This window comes from Streptomyces albidicamelliae, assembly GCF_025642175.1.
In the GTDB taxonomy this organism is placed as follows: domain Bacteria; phylum Actinomycetota; class Actinomycetes; order Streptomycetales; family Streptomycetaceae; genus Streptomyces; species Streptomyces albidocamelliae.
The window spans coordinates 7832862-7852242 of record NZ_CP106795.1 but is presented as its reverse complement, the minus strand read 5'-3'; the positions used below and the strand labels follow the sequence as shown (position 1 = coordinate 7852242).

At 73.2% G+C, this 19381-nt stretch carries 20 protein-coding genes; 15 read left to right on the top strand and 5 right to left on the bottom strand.

The genetic code is table 11. From position 1 onward, the window contains the following. Positions 1-70 precede the first annotated feature (70 nt). The 3 genes from N8I86_RS35480 to N8I86_RS35470 are packed head-to-tail and all read left to right on the top strand — an operon-like array spanning position 71 to position 2047. Positions 71-913, top strand: a complete 843-nt coding sequence (locus tag N8I86_RS35480; RefSeq protein WP_263279687.1) for an aromatase/cyclase — start codon at positions 71-73, stop codon at positions 911-913. Beyond that, positions 910-1677 carry a cyclase family protein gene (locus N8I86_RS35475; protein WP_123440890.1) on the top strand — a complete coding sequence of 256 codons (768 nt, stop codon included), beginning with the start codon at positions 910-912 and terminating at the stop codon, positions 1675-1677. Before N8I86_RS35480 ends, N8I86_RS35475 begins: the two co-directional genes overlap by 4 nt. Then, positions 1667-2047 (top strand): lipocalin-like domain-containing protein, encoded by a 381-nt coding sequence (locus N8I86_RS35470; protein WP_073898003.1) that lies wholly within the window; start codon positions 1667-1669, stop codon positions 2045-2047. The genes N8I86_RS35475 and N8I86_RS35470 overlap by 11 nt, the downstream gene beginning before the upstream one ends. A gap of 120 nt (positions 2048-2167) precedes the next feature. Here N8I86_RS35470 and N8I86_RS35465 read toward each other — a convergent pair whose 3' ends face one another. Beyond that, entirely contained in the window at positions 2168-3472 is a 1305-nt protein-coding gene (locus N8I86_RS35465; RefSeq protein WP_073898001.1) for a LuxR C-terminal-related transcriptional regulator, read from the bottom strand. A gap of 251 nt (positions 3473-3723) precedes the next feature. Here N8I86_RS35465 and N8I86_RS35460 point away from each other — a divergent pair, with 251 nt between their 5' ends. Genes N8I86_RS35460 through N8I86_RS35425 form a run of 8 tightly spaced genes read left to right on the top strand, consistent with a single transcriptional unit; the run spans position 3724 to position 12229 of the window. Further along, positions 3724-4992 (top strand): beta-ketoacyl-[acyl-carrier-protein] synthase family protein, encoded by a 1269-nt coding sequence (locus tag N8I86_RS35460; RefSeq protein WP_263279686.1) that lies wholly within the window; start codon positions 3724-3726, stop codon positions 4990-4992. After that, on the top strand, positions 4989-6218 hold the full coding sequence (locus N8I86_RS35455) for a ketosynthase chain-length factor (protein WP_123440886.1): 1230 nt from the start codon (positions 4989-4991) through the stop codon (positions 6216-6218). Before N8I86_RS35460 ends, N8I86_RS35455 begins: the two co-directional genes overlap by 4 nt. Further along, positions 6211-6717, top strand: a complete 507-nt coding sequence (locus N8I86_RS35450) for a flavin reductase family protein (RefSeq protein WP_073897995.1) — start codon at positions 6211-6213, stop codon at positions 6715-6717. The genes N8I86_RS35455 and N8I86_RS35450 overlap by 8 nt, the downstream gene beginning before the upstream one ends. 35 nt (positions 6718-6752) lie before the next feature. Further along, positions 6753-8663, top strand: a complete 1911-nt coding sequence (locus tag N8I86_RS35445; protein WP_263279685.1) for a flavin-containing monooxygenase — start codon at positions 6753-6755, stop codon at positions 8661-8663. 39 nt (positions 8664-8702) lie between these two features. After that, entirely contained in the window at positions 8703-9845 is a 1143-nt protein-coding gene (locus N8I86_RS35440) for an acyl-CoA dehydrogenase family protein (RefSeq protein ID WP_263279684.1), read from the top strand. A 10-nt stretch (positions 9846-9855) separates the two neighbouring features. Continuing rightward, positions 9856-10899 (top strand): acetylserotonin O-methyltransferase, encoded by a 1044-nt coding sequence (locus N8I86_RS35435; RefSeq protein ID WP_263279683.1) that lies wholly within the window; start codon positions 9856-9858, stop codon positions 10897-10899. 5 nt (positions 10900-10904) lie between these two features. Continuing rightward, entirely contained in the window at positions 10905-11285 is a 381-nt protein-coding gene (locus N8I86_RS35430; RefSeq protein WP_158075363.1) for a nuclear transport factor 2 family protein, read from the top strand. 8 nt (positions 11286-11293) lie between these two features. Next, the gene (locus N8I86_RS35425) at positions 11294-12229 is read left to right on the top strand and encodes an NADP-dependent oxidoreductase (RefSeq protein WP_073899025.1); all 936 of its coding nucleotides are present in this window, start codon (positions 11294-11296) and stop codon (positions 12227-12229) included. Between the two features lie 18 nt (positions 12230-12247). Here the strand turns inward: N8I86_RS35425 and N8I86_RS35420 are convergent, their stop codons facing one another. Then, the gene (locus N8I86_RS35420; protein ID WP_263279682.1) at positions 12248-14326 is read right to left on the bottom strand and encodes a SpoIIE family protein phosphatase; all 2079 of its coding nucleotides are present in this window, start codon (positions 14324-14326) and stop codon (positions 12248-12250) included. 258 nt (positions 14327-14584) lie between these two features. Here N8I86_RS35420 and N8I86_RS35415 point away from each other — a divergent pair, with 258 nt between their 5' ends. Next, a complete protein-coding gene (locus N8I86_RS35415; RefSeq protein ID WP_263279681.1) occupies positions 14585-16297 on the top strand; it encodes a RecQ family ATP-dependent DNA helicase in 1713 nt (570 codons plus the stop codon). Positions 16298-16371: 74 nt separating this feature from the next. On the opposite strand, the gene N8I86_RS35410 is transcribed toward N8I86_RS35415, so the two are convergent. The 3 genes from N8I86_RS35410 to N8I86_RS35400 form a co-directional block, all read right to left on the bottom strand. Beyond that, positions 16372-17331 (bottom strand): hypothetical protein, encoded by a 960-nt coding sequence (locus N8I86_RS35410; protein WP_073897984.1) that lies wholly within the window; start codon positions 17329-17331, stop codon positions 16372-16374. 303 nt (positions 17332-17634) lie between these two features. Continuing rightward, entirely contained in the window at positions 17635-17829 is a 195-nt protein-coding gene (locus N8I86_RS35405) for a hypothetical protein (RefSeq protein WP_073897982.1), read from the bottom strand. Between the two features lie 174 nt (positions 17830-18003). Further along, positions 18004-18210: a hypothetical protein gene (locus N8I86_RS35400; RefSeq protein ID WP_073897980.1), complete on the bottom strand. Its 207-nt coding sequence runs from the start codon at positions 18208-18210 to the stop codon at positions 18004-18006. Between the two features lie 162 nt (positions 18211-18372). Between N8I86_RS35400 and N8I86_RS35395 the strand changes: the two genes are divergently transcribed. The 3 genes from N8I86_RS35395 to N8I86_RS35385 all read left to right on the top strand — a co-directional run bounded on the left by N8I86_RS35395 (position 18373) and on the right by N8I86_RS35385 (position 19365). Next, on the top strand, positions 18373-18723 hold the full coding sequence (locus N8I86_RS35395; protein ID WP_123440877.1) for a DUF3140 domain-containing protein: 351 nt from the start codon (positions 18373-18375) through the stop codon (positions 18721-18723). 86 nt (positions 18724-18809) lie between these two features. Beyond that, positions 18810-19166, top strand: a complete 357-nt coding sequence (locus N8I86_RS35390; RefSeq protein WP_073897976.1) for a PRC-barrel domain-containing protein — start codon at positions 18810-18812, stop codon at positions 19164-19166. A gap of 25 nt (positions 19167-19191) precedes the next feature. Further along, positions 19192-19365, top strand: a complete 174-nt coding sequence (locus N8I86_RS35385) for a hypothetical protein (RefSeq protein WP_185091699.1) — start codon at positions 19192-19194, stop codon at positions 19363-19365. Positions 19366-19381 lie beyond the last annotated feature (16 nt).

Here is a 19381-nt window from a genome sequence, read left to right as displayed (position 1 = left end):
AGCCGACTGCGAGGCACCGCCGGAACGCTGTGGCCCGTCACCGCATCCCGTGCGCCTCGGAGGAGAGCCCGTGATCATCCACACCCTCGTCTACCGGTTCGCGGACTCGGTCGACGAGTCCCAGCGCCGCGAGTTCTTCACCGACCTGGAGAAGATCGCGCGCGGCTCGGGCCTCGTCACGCACTTCGGCCACGGTCCGCACCACCGGCTGCCGGTCGACGACCACGCCGCCGGGACGACCGCGAACGCCGTGGCCCAGTTCGCCTGCCGCGACATCGACGACCTGCGGGCGTTCTCGGAGCTTCCGCACGTGCACGAGCACATCGCCGGCTGGCGGTCCCGCATCGCGTACGAGGCGGCCTACGCCAACCACGACGACCTGCTCCACGTCATCGCGCCCGCACTCACGAAGGAGAGTCCCATGCACCACACCGAACACACCGTCACCGTCGACGCCCCGGCCGCGATCGTCTGGGACGTCCTCGTCGACGTCGAGGGCTACGCGCGCATCTTCCCGCCCACCGAGGACGTGAAGATCCTCGAGGAGTCGCCCGAGCACCAGATCGCCCGGCTGACCGTCGACGTCAACGGCGAGGTGCAGTCCTGGATCTCCCGGCGGGACATCGACGCCGGCCGCCGTGTCATCGCCTACCGGCAGCTGGAGAACGCCCCGATGATGGGTTACATGGGCGGCGAGTGGCGGGCCCTGCCCATCGACGAGCACACCACCCAGCTGGTCCTGACCCACGACTTCAAGCCCCGTGAGCCGGAGGACGGCCTGGTCGCCGGAAAGTTCACGTACGAGCAGGCCGACGAGATGATCAAGGCGGCGGTGGAGCGCAACAGCGTGGCGGACCTCGGCGCGGTCAAGGACGAGGCGGAGAAGCTCGCCGGTGAGGGCGCCGCCGAGTGAGGCGCCTCGTCGACCTGAGCGTGGTCACCCGGCACACGCCGAGCGAGGCGACACCAGTCACGGTGGAACTCCTCGACCACGTCACCGGCGCCACCGTCCTCGGTCTGACGCCCGAGGACTTCCCGGACGGGATGGCGATCTCCAACGAGACGGTGACGCTGACCACCCACACCGGCACGCACATGGACGCGCCGCTGCACTACGGCCCGCTCAGCGGCGGCGCGCCCGCCAAGAGCATCGACCAGGTGCCGCTGGAGTGGTGCGTGGGTCCGGGCGTACGGCTGGACGTGCGCCAGGTGCCGCCCGGCGAGGGCATCACGGTCGAGCACCTGCGCGCGGCACTGCGCGCGGCCGGACACACCCTGCGGCCCGGCGACATCGTCCTGCTGTGGACCGGTGCCGACGCGCTGTGGGGCGAGGCCGAGTACCTGACGAAGTATCCGGGACTGACCGGCGAGGGCACGGCGTTCCTCGTGGAGTCCGGGGTACGGGTGATCGGCATCGACGCCTGGGGCCTGGACCGGCCCATGCGGTCGATGATCGACGACTACCGCCGCACCGGCGACAGGAAGGCCCTGTGGCCCGCGCACGTCTACGGCCGCACGCGCGAGTACCTCCAGTTGGAGAAGCTCGCGCAACTGGCCGCGCTGCCCGCGCCGACGGGCTTCACCGTGGTCTGCTTCCCGGTGGCGGTCGCCGGGGCGGGGGCCGGCTGGACCCGGGTGGTGGCCCTTCTCGACGACGAGGACCCTCATGCGCGCTGACGACCTGGTCGGGGTGTGGCACCTGGTGTCGTTCCGGGAACTGGACGGCGCCGGCACCCCCGGCGTGGGCCCCCTGGGCGACGCGCCCCGGGGCCGGCTCGTCTACACCCGCGACGGGCACGTCTCGGTGCACATGATGCGCGGTCCGGACCCCGGCCCCGTCCCGTACATGGGCTACGCCGGAACTTGGCGCCTGGACGGCTCCCGGATCGTGCACCGGATCGAGGTCACCCCCCGGCACGATTGGATCGACACCGAACAGACCCGGGAGGCGACGCTGGCCGGGGGCCGTCTGACGCTCCACGCCCGCACCCGCGTCGACGGGGTGGAGCACCGCAGGGTCCTCGTCTGGCGCAGGGACCGCGCCTAGTAGTGCTTCGTTAGATTCTGGACTGTCTGTTGATGCTCCGAGGGCCGCGACCACGGACGGGTGGTCGCGGCCCTCGGGTCCGCCGTACGGCGGCCCTACGACGACGTCGGTGGACCAGGACTACGACGTCAGCGCCGGCGCGGTCGGGAACCCCGCCGCCAGGGCCAGTGCCGCCGCCTCGCCCCGCGTGCTGACGTCCAGCTTCTTCAGGATCTTCGCCACGTGGAACTTCACCGTGTGCTCGCTGATCAGCAGACGCCCGGCGATGACGCGGTTGCGGTGGCCCTGGACGAGCAGTTCCAGGACGTCGAGCTCGCGCGGGTTGAGCTCGCCGAGCGGGTCGTTGCGCTGCCGTTCCGGCGCGGCCAGCGGCAGCCGGACGGTGACGATCGTGCCCCATCCCGGGACCGCGTCGACGTCCACGGCCCCGCTGACGGCCGCCGCCCGGTCGGTGAGCCGGTGCACGGCGAGCGCGTCACCGGCCAGGGTGCCGGGGCCGTCGTCCCGGATCACCGCGCGCACCTCGGACTCCTCGACGTGCCAGCTGATCCGGACCCGGCTCACCCCGCCCTGCTCCAGCATGGTCAGCACGGTGCCGCGGGCCGTCGTCCGCGCCGTCTGGGCGATCACCGAGGGGATCAGCCGCTCGGCCGCCTCCCCCACCGGACCCTCGAACTCCAGGCGCACGTTGCCGTACCGGGACAGCAGTCCGAGCATCTCGGTGAGCCGTCCGAAGGCGTCGTGGGCCGTCTCCTCCCCCGGCACCCGCTCGGTGTCACCCACCGAGCGCAGCTCGATCAGCGAGGACACCGCCAGGTCGACGGCGGTCCGGCGGGCCGTGCCGTCGTCGAGGCTGCGGTTGCGCAGCAGCCCGATCAGCGAGGTGAGCGTCGAGGCGTGGGAGTCCGTCAGATCGGAGACGATGCGTGCGCGTTCACTGTTCGCCATCCAGGGCGCGGTCTGGTTGACGGGGACGACGGTGGGCCACAGGGCCATCACCCGCAGCATCGCCAGATCCCACAACTGCTGGACGACGGGCAGGACTTCGGGGTCGGGTGCGGTGCCGTCCACCGGCAGTACCGCGAGCAGCGCGCCCGCCGAGCCGGGTGGCGCCGAGGCCACCGCGAGCACCGGGCGCGAGGCGTCGGCGAGTCTCGCCCGGTCGAACCGCGGCCTGCCGATGTCGACGTGCGTGGCGAGCTGGGCCATCTCGGCCGCGGTGACCGCCTCGGTCAGCTCGGCGTCCCCGTGGCTCCAGGTCGCCGACGTCGGGCAGTCGCCGGTCAGCATCACCAGGGCCTCGTGCGCCACCAGGTCGGACAGCGCGTCGGAGAGCGTGGACAGTACCTGCTTGATGGGTGCCTGCATCAGCGCGGCCGCAACCGTCAGGGCACGCTGCGGGTTCCCCCAGTCCCGATATGCCATGTCTTTCATGCTACGGCCCCGGTGTCCGCTTCCCACTCGCCGAATGGCTGGTAGTGACCGCCCGTTCGGGTGGTCCGCCGGGCCCCGGCGGACGCCCCACCATCCTCCCAGCGCCGTCCCAGCGGCCCGTAGGGCGGTGTCGGTCATGTTGGGCGCGGCGCACGGCACATGGCCGGACGCCGTCAGCTTCGGCACGAAGGGGGCCACAAGGTGAACGAGTCAGCAGCGGCTCGGCAGACGGGCGGGACGCGATGACCCGCCGCACGGTGATCACCGGCATGGGGGTGCGGACGCCCGGCGGGAACGGGGTGAAGGCGTTCTGGGAGCTGCTGACCTCCGGCCGCAGCGCCATCCGCCGCATCTCCTTCTTCGATCCGTCGCCCTATCGGTCGCGGATCGCCGGCGAGGCCGACTTCGACCCCGTGCTGGAGGGGCTGACGCCCCTGGAGATCCGGCGCATGGACCGGGCCACGCAGTTCACCGTGGTCTGCGCGCGGGACGCGGTCGCCGACAGCGGGCTCGGCTTCGAGCGGCTGGATCCCGGCCGGGTCGGGGTGAGCCTGGGCAGCGCGGTGGCCGCGGCGACCAGCCTGGAACAGGAGTACCTGGTGCTGTCGGGCAGCGGACGCGACTGGCTGATGGACACCGCCAACCTGTCCCCGCACATGTTCGACTACCTGGTGCCGAGCGTGATGCCGGCCGAGGTGGCCTGGACGGTGGGCGCCGAGGGCCCGGTGGCCATGGTCTCCAACGGCTGCACCTCCGGGATCGACTCCGTCGGCCACGCCTGCCGGCTCATCGAGGAGGGCAGCGCCGACGTGATGCTCGCCGGTGCCGGCGACACTCCGGTCACGCCGATCGTCGTGGCCTGCTTCGACGCCATCAAGGCGACCACCTCGCGCAACGACGAACCCGAGCGGGCCTCCCGGCCGTTCGACCGCACCCGCAACGGCTTCGTCCTCGCCGAGGGCGCCGCGATGTTCGTCCTGGAGGAGTACGAGCACGCCCGGGCCCGCGGCGCACACGTCTACGCCGAGATCACCGGCTACGCCACGCGCTGCAACGCCTACCACATGACCGGGCTGAAGGCGGACGGCCGCGAGATGGCCGAGGCGATCCGCTCGGCTCTCGACGAGGCGCGCACCGACGCCACGGACATCGACTACATCAACGCGCACGGCTCGGGCACCAAGCAGAACGACCGCCACGAGACCGCCGCCTACAAGCGCAGCCTGGGCGAGCATGCCCGGCGCACCCCCGTCAGTTCCATCAAGTCGATGGTGGGTCACTCGCTGGGCGCGATCGGGTCGATCGAGATCGCCGCCTCGGCCCTCGCCCTGGAGAACGGCGTGGTCCCGCCCACGGCCAACCTGCACGAGGCGGACCCCGAGTGCGACCTGGACTACGTGCCGCTCACGGCGCGCGAGCGCGGTCTGCGCAACGTCCTGACCGTCGGCAGCGGCTTCGGCGGCTTCCAGTCCGCCATGGTGCTCCGGCACGCCCCTGGAGGTACCGCGTGAGCAGCGCACTCGTCACCGGAATCGGCCTGATCGCACCGAACGCCGACGGCCCGGAACCGTACTGGGCGGCCACGGTCGAGGGGCGGACCGGCATCGGCACCCTGACCCGCTTCGACGTGTCCCGCCATCCGGTCCGGCTGGCCGGTGAGATCCGGGACTTCGACGCCTCCGCCCGGCTGCCGGGCAGGCTGCTGCCGCAGACGGACGTCTCCACCCGGTACGCGCTCGTCGCCGCCGAGCGGGCGCTCGCCGACGCGGGGATCGAGCCCGGCGCCTACGCCGACTACGACATGGGCGTGGTCACCGGCAACGCGCAGGGCGGCTTCGAGTTCACCCACCGCGAGTTCCGCAAGCTGTGGTCGCAGGGCCCGGAGAAGGTCAGCGTGTACGAGTCGTTCGCCTGGTTCTACGCGGTGAACACCGGCCAGATCTCCATCCGCCACCGGCTGCGCGGCCCCAGCAGCGCCCTGGTCGCCGAGCAGGCCGGCGGTCTGGACGCGATCGGGCACGCCCGGCGTACGGTCCGGCGCGGCACGCCGATGGTCGTGACGGGGGGCGTCGACTCGGCGTTCGACCCCTGGGGCTGGGTGTCGCAGATCTCCGGCGGGCGGCTGACCACCTCCGGCGACCCGGACCGGGCCTACCAGCCGTTCGGCACGCACGCCGACGGCCATGTGCCCGGCGAGGGCGGTGCGATCCTCGTCCTGGAGGACCCGCGGACGGCGCGGGAGCGGGGTGCCCGGCAGGTGTACGGGGAGATCGCCGGCTACGCCTCCACCTTCGACCCGGCGCCGGGCTCGGGCCGGCCGCCCGGCCTGCGCAGGGCGGCCGAACTCGCCCTGCGTGACGCGGGGTTGTCACCCTGCGACATCGACGTGGTGTTCGCGGACGCGGCCGGCAGCCCGGACCTCGACCGGGTGGAGGCGGAGGCCGTCGGCGGGCTGTTCGGTCCGCACGGCGTGCCGGTCACCGCGCCCAAGGCCCTGACCGGCCGGCTGTGCTCCGGCGGCGGTCCGCTGGACGTGGCCGCCGCGCTGCTCTGCCTGCGCGAGGGCGTGATCCCGCCGACGTACGGCACGGACGAGGTGCCCGAGGAGTACGGCATCGACCTGGTGCGCGGCGCGCCCCGCGAGGTCCCGGTCCGGGCGGCGCTGGTGCTGGCGCGCGGCAAGTGGGGCTTCAACTCGGCGGTCGTCGTGCGCGCCGCGGGGGTCCGCGATGACTGAGGGACTCAAGGAGGTCGTGGAGACGGCCGGCGGGCTCCGGGAGGCCATGGCCCGGTTCCCGACGGGGGTCGCCATCGCCACCGTGTGCGACGAGCGCGGACTGCCGCACGGACTGACCGTCAGCTCCTTCTGCTCGGTCTCCCTGGACCCGCCGCTGGTCCTGCTCTGCGTCGCCAGGTCGGCGCAGTGCTTCCCGGTGTTCGCGCGTGCCTCCGAGTTCGCGGTGAGCGTGCTGCGCGAGCACCACGCGGAGCTGGCCGCGCGGTTCGCGACGGCGGGGGCCGAGAAGTTCGGGCCCGGCGGACTGGGGCGCACCGCGCGGGGAGGCGTGGTCGTCGACGACGCCCTCGCCGTCGTGGAGTGCCTGGTGGAGCAGCGGCACGACGCGGGCGACCACGTGATCGTCGTCGGCAGGGTCGTCGGTACGCACCTCACCGAGTCGGGCGCACCCGCCGTGTACTTCAACCGCCGGTTCGCCGCCCTCGGCCCGGCCTCATGACGACCCCCTCTCCGGACACTTCGAAGGTGACGCACATGGCGTTCAGCCGGCCGCTGCGGCCGATTCCCGACGACGAGACCCTGCGCCGCCACCTGGCGGGCGCGGACGTGCCCGCGCTGTTGCTGACGGTGGCCCACCTGACGGGGGACACCGCCCTGCTCCGCGACGACCTTCGCGCACCGGGCTGGCTGTTCCAGCCGCAGGGCGGCCTGACCGCCGCGCGGCAGGACGAGGCACGCCGGCTCGCCTTCGAGGCGCTGACCGCGTGGCGGGACCGGGGCGGCACCCACGAGCCGCCGGACCCCGCGCTGCTGCGGACGATCACCACCTGGGCGATGGGTTCCGACACCGGTGATCTGCTGGACCTGCTCGCCGAGGAGATCGCGCTGCCGCGGGACGACCCCAAGGCGCCCGGCTGGACGCTGGAGGGGCTGCGCCCCGGCGCCGATCTGGACGTGGCCGTGATCGGTGCCGGGTTCAGCGGGCTGCTGGCCGCCCACCGGCTCGGCCAGGCCGGAGTGCCGGTCGTGGTGTACGAGAAGAACGAGGACGTCGGAGGCACCTGGTTCGAGAACACCTATCCGGGCTGCCGCACCGACGTGGCCAGCCATCTGTACAACTACTCCTTCGCGCCCCGCGCCGACTGGCCGGACCACTTCTGCCGCCGCGACACGGTCCTGGAGTACCTGCGGGACTTCGCGAAGGAGTCGGGGGTCGCCGACCGCGTCCGGTTCGGCACCGAGGTGCGGGAGCTGCGCTGGGACGAACGCGAGCGCCGCTGGCACCTCACCCTGGACGGCCCCGGCGGCCCCCGGACGGTCACGCACCGGATGGTGATCAGCGCCGTGGGCCAGCTCAACCGGCCGCAGCTGCCTGCCGTCGACGGCCTCGGCAGCTTCACCGGGCCCGCCTTCCACTCCGCCGCCTGGGACCACACGGCGGACCTCACCGGCAAGCGGGTCGCGGTCGTCGGCACGGGCGCCAGCGCCTACCAGATCGTGCCCGAACTGGCCGGCGCCGCCTCCGAGGTGGTCGTCTTCCAGCGCAATCCGCCCTGGCTGCGGCCCACCCCGCACTACCACCAGCCGCTGTCCGGCAGCACCTCCTGGCTCTGCGAGCACCTGCCGTACTACGCGCAGTGGTACCGCTTCTGGCTGTTCGCGCCCGGACTGCGCGGCATCCTCGACGGCTGGATCGTGGACCGCGGCCACCCGCCCACCGAGCGTGCCGTCTCCGCCCTCAACGAGCAGCTGCGCGCCTCCCTCCTCCAGGCCATGGAGGCCCAGCTCACCGACGCCCCCGAGCTGCGCGAGAAGGTCGTGCCGCGCTACCCGGTCGGCGCCAAGCGGGTACTGCGGGACGACGGCACCTGGCTGGCCACCCTCAAGCGGGACGACGTGAGGCTGGTGACCGCCCCGGTGGAACGGGAGACACCGCGCGGACTGGTCGCGGACGGCGAGGAGTTCGAGGTGGACGTCATCGTCTACGCCACCGGGTTCCAGGCCTCCCGGTTCCTCACCCCGATGAAGGTGACCGGCGAGCGGGGCGTGGACCTGCACACCCACTGGGGCGGGGCGCCCCGTGCGCACCTGGGCATCAGCGTCCCCGGCTTCCCCAACCTGTTCTGCCTGTACGGGCCGAACACCAATCTCGTCGGACAGGGCGGCAGCATCGTCTACTTCTCCGAGTGCGCCACCCGGTACGTCCTGGACGCGATCCGTCTGCTGCTCACGCGGGACGCGGAAGCGGTCCAGGTCCGCGAGGACGTGCACGACGACTACAACGCGTGGGTCGACGCGGCGAGCGCCGACCGGGCCTGGGTCTGGTCGAAGGTGAGCGGCTGGTACAAGGACGGCTCCCGTTCCTCCACCAACTGGCCCTTCTCCGCGGCCGAGTACTGGACACGCACCCGGCGCGCCGACCCCGAGCACCTCCGACTGCGCTGACATCCGACAGCTTCCGCGAACCGAGGACGGGACACACACATGGTGGACACAGCCGCCGGCCCGCTGGCCACGGCAGCCCGCGACATCGCGGCGACGGCCGCCGGGCTCGCCGCCCGCATGGAGCAGCAGCGGCACATCGACGCCGGCCTGGTGACGGCGATGCGCGAGGCCGGCTTCATGAGGCACCTGGCACCCGGGCGGTACGGCGGCGCCGGGGGCACCCTCGCCGACCTGCTGGACGCGGTGGCGACCCTGGGCGAGGCCTGCCCGGCGACCGCGTGGTGCGCCTCGCTGTTCGCGAGCACACCCCGGTTCGTGCCCTGCTTCCCCGAGGCCGGGCAGAAGGAGTTCTGGGCCGACGGTCCGGACACCGCGTTCGTCTGCTCGGTGCTGCCCTTCGGCGAGGCGGTCCCGGACGCCGACGGCGACGGGCTGCGCGTCAGCGGACGGTGGCCGTACATGAGCGCCGTGGAGCACGCGGACTGGGTCGTCGTCTGCGCCCGGAGCACCGGCGCCGGCGGCCCCCGGCTCACGCTGGTGGCGGTGCCCGCGTCGGCCGTCCGCATCGAGGACACCTGGGACAGCGTGGGGATGCGCGCCACCGGCAGCGACACGGTGGTCCTGGAGAACGTGCCCGTCCCCGCCGGCCGGTACGTCGACCGGGACGCGGTGTTCGCGGGGCGGACCGCCGACGGAACCGCCATAGCCCCGCTCGCCGCCGTGAACGGTCTGACGTTCGTCGTGCCCGCGCTCGGCGCGGCGCAGGGCGCCCTGGCCGAGCTCACCCGGTACCTGGCGGGCAGGCTGACCGAGGTGACGCCGACGCCGGGCATGCCCGGACCCGGGGGCAGCCTGGCCACCCACGAGATGGCCCTGGCCCGCTCAGCCGCCGAGATCGACAGCGCCCGTCTGCTGCTCACCCGCATCGCCCGACTCGCCGACGAGGGCGGCCCGTTCACCGGGCCGGCGATCGCGCGGAACATGCGCGACAGCGCCTTCACCGTCGAGTTGCTGCTCTCCGCCGTCAACCGCGTCTTCCGCGCCGCGGGCACCGGCGGGCAGGCGGCGCGCGGCCCGCTGGAGCGCTTCTGGCACGACGTCAACGCCGTCGCCACCCACCAGGCCGTGCAGTTCGAGCCGGCCGCGCACCACTACGCGCGCGCCCTGTTCACCACCCCTTGAGGAGGACGTCATGAAGAACACGAACCCGCCCCCGGAGTCCGCCCCCTCGGCCGACCGCATCCTGGAGACGGCCCTGGCCTTCCAGGCGTCGAAGACGCTGCTCAGCGCGGTCGAGGTCGGCGTCTTCACCGAGCTGGCCAGGAAGCCGGCCGACGTCCACGAGCTGCGGGAGCGGCTCGGCCTGCACCCGCGCGGCGCCCGGGACTTCTTCGACGCGCTGGTCGCGCTGGGCTTCCTGCGCCGCGAGGACGGCGTCTACCACAACACCCCCGAGTCCGAGGCCCACCTGGACCGCGCCAAGCCCGGTTACGGGCACGTGGCACCGATGCTGGAGATGGCCGGGTCCCGGTTGTTCGGCATCTGGAACCGGCTGTCGGACGCCCTGCGCACCGGCCTCTCCCAGGACGAGTCGAAGGACAGGGACGAGGACACCTACGACGCCCTGTACGCGGACCCGGACCGCCTGCGGACGTTCCTCTCGTCGATGACGGGCATCAGCCATCGCGCCAATCTCCGGATCGCACGGCAGGTGCCCTGGGAGGACTACACGACGATGGCCGACATGGGCACCGCGCAGGGCGACCTCGCGGTGCAGGTGCTGCTCGCCAACCCCGGGCTGTCCGGCACCGGTTTCGACCTGCCCCAGGCGGAGCCGGTGTTCACCGAGTACGCCGAGCGGCACGGCCTGACGGACCGGCTCGGCTTCACCGGCGGTGACTTCTTCACCGACCCCTTCCCGCGGGCCGACGTGCTGACCTTCGGCCACATCCTGCACAACTGGGGCCTTGAGCGGAAGAAGGTCCTGCTGCGCAAGGCGTGGGAGGCGCTGCCGCAGGGCGGCGCGGTGGTGGTGTACGACACCCTCATCGACGACGACCGGTCCGAGAACGCGTTCGCCCTGCTCATGAGCCTGAACATGCTGGCCGTCACGGACGGCGGCTTCGGCTACACGGGCCACGAGTGCCAGGAGTGGATGCGGGAGGCCGGTTTCGACCGCACCTGGACGGAACACCTCGTGGGGCCCGACTCGATCGTGGTAGGGGTCAAGGAATGAACGCGATGAAGCAGAACAAGGAACTGGTCGCCGAATACATCCGGCTGTTCTACAACGAGAAGGACTTCGACCGGGCCCGGGAGCTGCTGACCGAGGGCTTCGTCAACCACCACCACGGCGTCGGCGCCGGCCGGGACCGTACCGTCGAGACGTTCCGGGCCGCCGTCTCGGTGATGCCCGAGTTCTCGCTCACCGTGCGGCGCGTGGTCGCGGAGGGCGACCAGGTGTGGACCCACAGCGTGGCCAGGGCGGCGCCGGGGGCGCACCCGTCGGTCGTCGTGGACATCTGGCGTGTCGAGGACGGCCGGCTGGCCGAGCACTGGGACGTCGGCCAGCCGGTGCCGGAGGGTTCGGCCCTGGACGCGATGATCGAGGACGCCGGATGACAGCTCTGATGCGGGCCGTCGTCCAGCGCGCCTTCGGCGGGCCGGGCGTCCTGGAGCCCGCGCGGGTGCCCCGGCCGGCCCCGGCGCTCAACGAGGTGCTGGTCCGCGTGCACGCGGCCGGGGTGAACCCGATCGACGCCCTCGTCCGGTCGGGGGAACTTCCCCTGCTGGGCGCACCGCCCTTCACCGTCGGCTGGGACGTCTCCGGTGTCGTGGCCGGGACCGCTCCGGGCGTGACCCGGTTCGCCGTCGGGGACGAGGTCTACGGCATGCCGTGCATCCCGCGTGCGGCGGCCGCCTACGCCGAGTACGTCGTGGCGCCCTCCCGGCAGCTCGCCCGCAAACCGGCGTCCGTCGATCACCGTACGGCGGCGGGGCTGCCGCTGGCCGGGCTGACGGCGTGGCAGGCGCTGGTCGAGACCGGCTGGGCGGGGCGCGGCACGCGGGTGCTGGTGCACGGCGGGGGCGGCGGCGTGGGCCATCTCGCCGTGCAGATCGCCAAGGCCCGCGGGGCCGAGGTGATCGCCACGGCGAGCGCCGGCAAGGCGGCCTTCGTACATGCCCTGGGCGCCGACCGGGTGATCGACTACCGGGCGGTCGACTTCGCCGCCGAGGTCCGGGACGTCGACGTGGTCCTCGACGGCGTCGGCGGCGAGACCGCCGTACGCTCGCTCGACGTGCTGCGGCCCGGTGGCGCGCTGGTGACGATCGTGGAGATGCGGAACCCGGAGCTGGCCCGGCTGGCCGAGGCGCGCGGGCTGCGTTTCCACGGCGTCACGGCGGAACCGGACCACGTGGGTCTGGCGGCCCTCGCGGACCTGGTCGACGCCGGTCTGCTGCGCCCGCACATCGACCGCTCGCTGCCGCTGGACGAGGCGGCGCAGGCCCACCGGCTGCTGGACGCGGGCGCGCTGACCGGGAAGGTGGTGCTGGAGACGGCCTGACCTCGCGGACCGGCGCGGTCAGGCGGGCGCGAGCGGTTGGACGCAGGCGATGAGGAGGGCGACGTCGTCGTGGCCGGCGGGGTGCCGCAGCTCCCGCAGGAGCCGGTCGCAGGTCTCCTCCGTCGACCGGTCCGGCGGTGTCAGGAGGCGCATCAGGTCGTCCAGCCGCTCGTCGATGGGATCGTGCCGGGTCTCCACGAGTCCGTCGGTGTACAGGACGAGGCGGTCGCCGGGCTCCAGAGCGAGGGTCGTCACCTCGAAGGGGACCCCCCGCACGCCCAGCGGCGTGCCGGTGGGCAGCCGGAGCAGTTCCGGCTGCCGGCCGTCCCGCACCAGGACCGGGGGCAGATGGCCGGCTGATGCCACGTGCAGCCGGGCGCGGTGCGGGTCGTACACCGCGTACAGGCAGGTGGCGAGGTAGTCCAGATCGGCGGTGATCTTGTCGAGGTGGGTGAGGATCCGCGCCGGGTCGAGGTCCAGGTCGGCGAGGGTGGAGGTGGCGGTGCGCAGCCGGCCCATGGTGGTGGCGGCGGTGACACCGCTGCCCATGACGTCGCCCACCGCGAGGGCGGTCCGGTCGCCGTCGAGGGCGATCACGTCGTACCAGTCGCCGCCCACCTCGCTGAAGGCCTGGGCGGGCCGGTAGCGGGCGGCGACCTCCAGGCCGGGACGGCCGGGCGGGAGCTGCGGGAGGAGGCTGCGCTGCAGCGTCTCCGCGGCACCCCGGATGTGCTGGTGCAGCACGGCGTTGTCGATGCTCAGCGCGGCGGACGAGGCCATCTCGCAGGCGAGGGTGAGGTCGTCCTCGTCGAACGGCAGGGGGTTGCGGGCCCGGGCCAGGCCCATGACGCCGATGATCTGTTCGCGGGCGATCAGCGGAACGGCCATGTCGGTGTGCACCCCCGCCCGGGCCAGCAGGCGGGCGGCCTCGGGGCCGGCGGCGATACGGCTCAGATCGTCGCCGCTCACATGGGTGATCATGAGGGGGCGGCGGGTGCGCACGCAGTGGGACGCCGGATGGTCGGCGTGGTACGTGACGAGGCTGCCGGGCGGCACGATGGCCCGGTCGGCGTCGGTGGGGTAGGCGGTCTTCACCGCGACGGCACGGAACAGGGCCGGCCCCTCGTCGAGGTCCGCCCGGCCCGTCTGCAGGACCGAGTCCAGGAGGTCCACGGCGACCATGTCGGCGAGGTCGGGCACCAGGACGTCTGCCAGTTCCCGGGCCGTGCGCTCCACCTCCAGGGTGGTGCCGATCCGGCCCGAGGCGTTGGCGAGGAGACGCAGCCGGTGCTGGGCCTCGTCGGCCTTCTTCGCCGCCCGGTACCGGTCGGTGACGTCCACGACCACGTAGGCGAGGCCCAGGACGTCACCGTGGTGGTCCTCCAGGCGGTACGTCGACACCGCCCACGCGTGGTCGGTCTCCGGGTCGGCGGCGGTGCGCCCCACCACCTGCTGGTCCACCACGGGGGCGCCGGTCGCCAGCACGTGCCGCATCACGGTCTCCGCTCCCAGGAAGGGGGCGCCGGGCAGGATCTCGCGGAACCTGCGGCCCACGTGGTCGGACTCGGGGACGCCGTGCATCGCCGCCAGGGCCGGGTTGATGGCCAGGTACCGCATGTCGGGGTCGAGGACGGCAAGCCCGATGGGTGCCTGGGTGACCAGGCGGTTGGACAGGGCCACCTTGCGCTCGACATGCCGCACCGTGGCCCGGTCGGCGGCGAGCCCGAGGGCGTAGTGGTCGCCCAGGTTGTCGGTCAGCCGCATGTTGCGGAACTCGACCATCCGGGTGCTGCCGTCCTTGTGCCGAACGGGGAAGGCCCCGGCCCAGTCCCGGCCGGTCGCCATCACCTCGGCGAACAGTTCGATCACCGCGTCCTGGTGCTCCGGGTGGACGAGCAGCGGTGCGGCGTACTGCCCGACCGCCTCACTGCGGGCGTAGCCGAACAGCTGCTCGGCCTGGGGGCTCCACATGTCGATCCTGCCGTCGGCCTCCAGCAGCACCGCGGCGACGTTCAGCAGGTCCATCAGCCCGCTCGGGGCCACCGCGCCGCTCGCCGGACCGTCCGCCGGCCGCGAGCCCGGGCTCGCTGGCGTCATCGCACGCGCTCCTTCCACCTGCCGGTCCCGGCGGCCGTACCGGCTCCGCCTCGCCGGTCGGCCGGAACGGTTTCCTCCCGGGAGATCAGCAGCTCTCTCCACGATGCAGCACCGGGCCGGGGACGGCCACGGCGGCGGACCGGACGGCCCAGGGGCGGCGGCCGTCCGGCGGCGCGGATCCGGCGCGGCATGGCGGCGGATCCGGAGGGCACCCGTGGTCCGTGCCCAGGACTCCCGGGGTGGCCGGAAGGAGCGGGGATGAGCGACGAGCGTCCGGGATCGGACGAAGGGCGGACCCGGCGGCTGCGCGAGACGGCCGCGGAGGTGTTCGGCTGGGAGGAGCTGCGCCCGCAACAGCTCACCGCCATGGAGTACGTGCTCCAGGGCAGGGACACGCTCGTCGTCATGCCGACCGGGTCCGGGAAGTCCGCCGTGTACCAGGTCCCCGCGCTGCTGCTGACCGGACCGGTGGTGGTCGTGTCACCCCTGCTGGCCCTCCAGCGGGACCAGATCGCCGGGCTGCCCGACGGCGACCGCGCCCCCGGTGCCGTGGCCCTGAACTCCGACCTCGGCGCGGCGGAGGCGGAGGACGCCTGGGACAAGGTGCGCGGCGGGGAGGTCCGGTACGTCTACCTCTCCCCCGAGCAGCTCGCCAAGGACGACGTCGTACGGCGGCTCGCCGACGCGCGCCCCGGGCTGTTCGTGGTGGACGAGGCCCAGTGCGTGTCCTCCTGGGGCCACGACTTCCGGCCCGACTACCTGCGGCTGGCGCAGGCCGCGCGGCGCCTCGGCCGGCCACCCGTCCTCGCGCTGACCGCCACCGCCGCTCCCCCGGTCCGGCAGGACATCGTCGAACGGCTCGGCATGGACCGGCCGCGCCAGCTCGTCACCGGATTCGACCGGCCCGAGATCAGACTGGAGGCGCGCCGTCACCTGGACGACGACGAGCGGCGGCGCACGGTCGTCGAGCGGGCCGCCGCCGAGGAGAAACCCGGCATCGTCTACGCGGCGACCCGCAAGGACAGCGAGTTCTACGCCGCCGAGCTGAGCGCGCTCGGGCTCGCGGCCGAGGCGTACCACGCGGGCCTGCGCGCCGCCGAGCGCCGGCGGATCCACGAGGCCTTCCTCGCGGGCCGGACGGATGTCGTCGTGGCGACCTCGGCCTTCGGGATGGGCATCGACAAGGAGGACGTGCGTTTCGTGCTGCACGCCTCGCTGCCGGGTTCCCTGGACGCCTACTACCAGGAGATCGGGCGCTGCGGCCGGGACGGGCGCCCCGCCCTCGCCGTGCTGCACTACCGGACCGAAGACACCGGGATGCAGGCCTACTTCAGCGGCCGCACGCCCGGCCGGGACACCGTGGCGACCGTCGTACGGGCCGTGCACGGCCGCGGCGATCCGGCGGGGCTCGACGAACTGGGACGGGACACCGGCATGGGGCGCACCCGGCTGACCAAAGCCGTGAACCTCCTGGAGGAGGCCGGCGCCGTGGTCACGGACGCCTCGGGCGCCGTCGGGCCGGTCCCGGGCACGGCCGAGGCGGGCGCGGTGCGCCGGGCCACGGACAGCGCGGAGGCACACAAGCGTATGGACCGCTCCCGGGTCGACATGGCCCGCGCCTACGCCGAGACGACCGGATGCCGACGGCGCTTCCTGCTGGGCTACTTCGGCGAGGAGTACCAGGAGCCGTGCGGCAGCTGCGACGTCTGCGACGGGCCGGAGGCCGAGCGCGGCGAGGGGACGCCGGGCGAGCGTCGTCCGGCGCATCCGGACACCGGCCGCTATCCCGTCGGAGCCGCGGTACGGCACCAGCGGTTCGGCCGGGGGACGGTACTGAGCGAGGACGGCGACCGCATCACCGTGCTCTTCGACGAGGTCGGCTACCGGACCCTCGCCCTGGACGCCCTGGCCGGCCAGGACGGTCTCCTCACGGTGACGGACGCACCGGACGGGCGGGGACCCGGCTCCTGACCGGGCGGCCATCCCCCCGACGGCGTCCACGCGTTGGGGGCCGCGCCGCACCGGCCCGTCGGCCCCACCGGCCGTCAGATGCCGGCCGCGGCCCTGCGGTGCGCCTGCTCGAACTCGGTCAGCGGGTCGCCGTCGGCCTGCCAGGGCCACGCCGTGACCACGCCGCCGAGCGCCTCGAAGACCGCGGCGGCCTCCCGGCGCCGGTCGGCGGCCATCAACGCGTAGGCGAGGACGTTGAGGTCCGCGAGGGCCCTGGCGTGACGGAGGAACCCGGGCTGCGCCCACGTGTGGGCCACCTTGTCGACGGCCTGGACGGCCATCGGCTGCGACCAGTGGTTACGGGCCACCAGTGCCTCCACCCCGCCCCGGCCCATGAGCGAGTGGTACTGGTGGACCTGCGCGGTGAGTTCGGTGGCCACGCAGGGCACGTTCGCCGGCATGCGCAGGCTCAGGGAGTCCACGAACTCCAGTACCTGCACGCGCGATCCGGCCTCCTCCGGGCTGAGGTAGCCGAGCATGCCGAGGTAGGCCTCGCGGTTCCAGCGGTCGCGCGCGAGGACCTCGTTCCACACGCCGAAGACCTGCGACTGCTCCCAGACCTCGAGGCGGGCGACGGCCAGCAGGATGACCCAGGGGGTCGGGTCGTCCGGGGACGTCTCGGCCGCCCGGAGGCACAAGTCCACGACTCCGTCGGCGTCTTCGAGGGAACCCTGCCGGCGGCCGCGCACGACCTGCGTCCAGGCGTGCAGTGCGAGCGCGTCCGCGTTGCGCGGTTCCCGGGCGGCCCACGCGCGCGACAGCTGCGTTTCGGTCAGGTAGTCGGCGAGTACGCCCATCCGGTGCGCCCGGCGGTCCCAGTCCCCGCGGTCCTGGTCCTCCAGGAGCCGGGAGATCTGCGCCACGCACAGGTCCGTCGTCGCGATCATTCCGGTCTTCGTCGTCGCCATCAGCGACTTCAGCAGCCTGCCGAGGTCCTGGTCGTCCAGTTCCGGGGCAAGGCGCGACCTTTTGCGGCGACCTGAAAGAAATCCCATGCCGGGAGGCTAAAGGGGACGGGGCGGTACGCAAGGTTTGCGCCAAGATCGTTATGGATTCCACGACTCAAGCGCCTGATGACACGTCTCACCTCCCGGTTACCCGCTCGTAGCGTGGACTGCTCCGGCGCCACGGGTGCCCGGCCCGGTCCGCCGCGTCGGCGGCTGCGCGTGCGCGCGGGGCGAAGTGCGGGACGGCTGCGCGGGCGTGAGGGATTGAAGCGCGGAGGCCGGCAGCCGAACGTTCGGCACCGGCCTCTCCGGGCGCCCGGTGTCCGGGCGCGGCCGATCGGTCCGCACTGCTCACAGGGAGCCGGGCGGGAGGTTCCCGCCGGGCGCGTGCGCCCGTTGCCGCGGCACGTTCGCGACGGGCCAGGGCGCCGAGGGCAGCACCCGGGAGAGCTGGTCGCGGACGCGGTTGGCCTCGTCACGGACCTGCGCGGGGACGTCACCGCGCTCGGCGACGAGGCGGTTGAAGATCGGGGTTTCGTGGAACACGCTGAGATCTGCCTTTCGGGCGCTCGCGACGGCGATCGCCGGCCGCGACCGCCGATCATGGACTGATCGAGTATCCGATGCCGAGGGCCGGCCCGGTGACCAGTTGAGGCCGACCGGACGAGGGAATTGGTCACAGAGCGGTGCCGTCGGGCCGACGGAGCGTTCCCGGGCGGGTCAGTGCTGCCAGGTCTCCGGGCCGGCGCCCCGCCACTCGATCCACTCGGCGTTCGCGACGTCCACCGGCTCGACGTCCTCCAGACCGGCGGCCCGCAGGAACTCGACGATGTCGATGAGCGTGTACGCCATCCCGGCGAAGGACCGGCCGATGCGGACGCGGCGGCCACCGTCCTCCGCGGGCGGAAACACGGTCACCTGGTCCATGGAGCCACCTTCGCCCGGGCCGGGCCGTCGCGCACGCGGAGGACCCCCGGGCGGGTGGTGGTCCGGGAGCCCCGCGCACGGCCCCGGCCGCCCGGGTGCGGACGCCGCGCCCCTGACTGAGGATCGGAGGGCGCACGCACCCGCGAGGAAGAGGTGGCGGCAGTGGCCGACACGACGAGCGACGACGACAAGCGCGAGACCCGGGACACCTTCGGCGAACTGGTCAACATGACGCCGGCCGCCCTGGAGAAGTGGCTGGCGACCGACGCGTCGCGGTCGGCGGGGCAGCACAAGGACGGCGGCGAGTCGACCGGGCACGCCTCGGGCCGCGCCATCGTGGAGATCCTGCGCAAGAAGAAGGGCGATCTCACGGACGCCGACTACGCCCACATGCGCAAGGTCAACGGGTACGTCCACCGCCACCTGGCCCAGCGCCCGTCCGGGGACGTACGGGACAGCCGGTGGCGGCACTCGCTGATGAACTGGGGGCACGACCCCCTGGACGAGGGCTGACCAGGCGGGCCGTACCCGCGGACCGCGCGCCGGCCGGCGCCGACATCACACGCGCGATCGGGGGTACCCCGCTGGTGGAGGTCATGATGTTCGAGGCTGGAGACATCCGTGAATGGCGGGGACACGACGTGGTGGACCGGGACGGCCACAAGATCGGCACGCTGGAGTCGGTCTACGTGGACACGGCGACCGACCGGGCCTTCTTCGCCACGGTGACCGTGGGCATGCCCACCCGCCGCCGTCTGGCGTTCGTCCCCCTGTCCGGCGCCACGGTGGGGCCGGGCTACGTGAAGGTCGCCCACAGCAAGGACGTGGTCAAGAAGGCCCCGTCGATCGAAACGGACGGGGAACTGCCGGCCGCCGAGGAGCCGGGCGTCTTCGCCTACTACGAGCTGGACTACGCGGCGGGCGCCGGCGGCGAACGACGCCTCGGCCGCCGCTGACGCACCGCGGGAATCGGGAGATCCGATGGTCTTGTTCCTGTTGCTGATTCTGGTGGCCCTCGTCCTGGGCATCATCGGGTTCGCCGTCCACGGCCTGTTCTTCCTGCTGATCATCGGCGCCGTCGTGCTCGTCCTCGACCTCGTCTACGCCGCGACGCGGTTCCGGCGCGGCGGGCGGAAGCACCGCATCGTCCGCTGAGCCGGCCGGCGGCCGG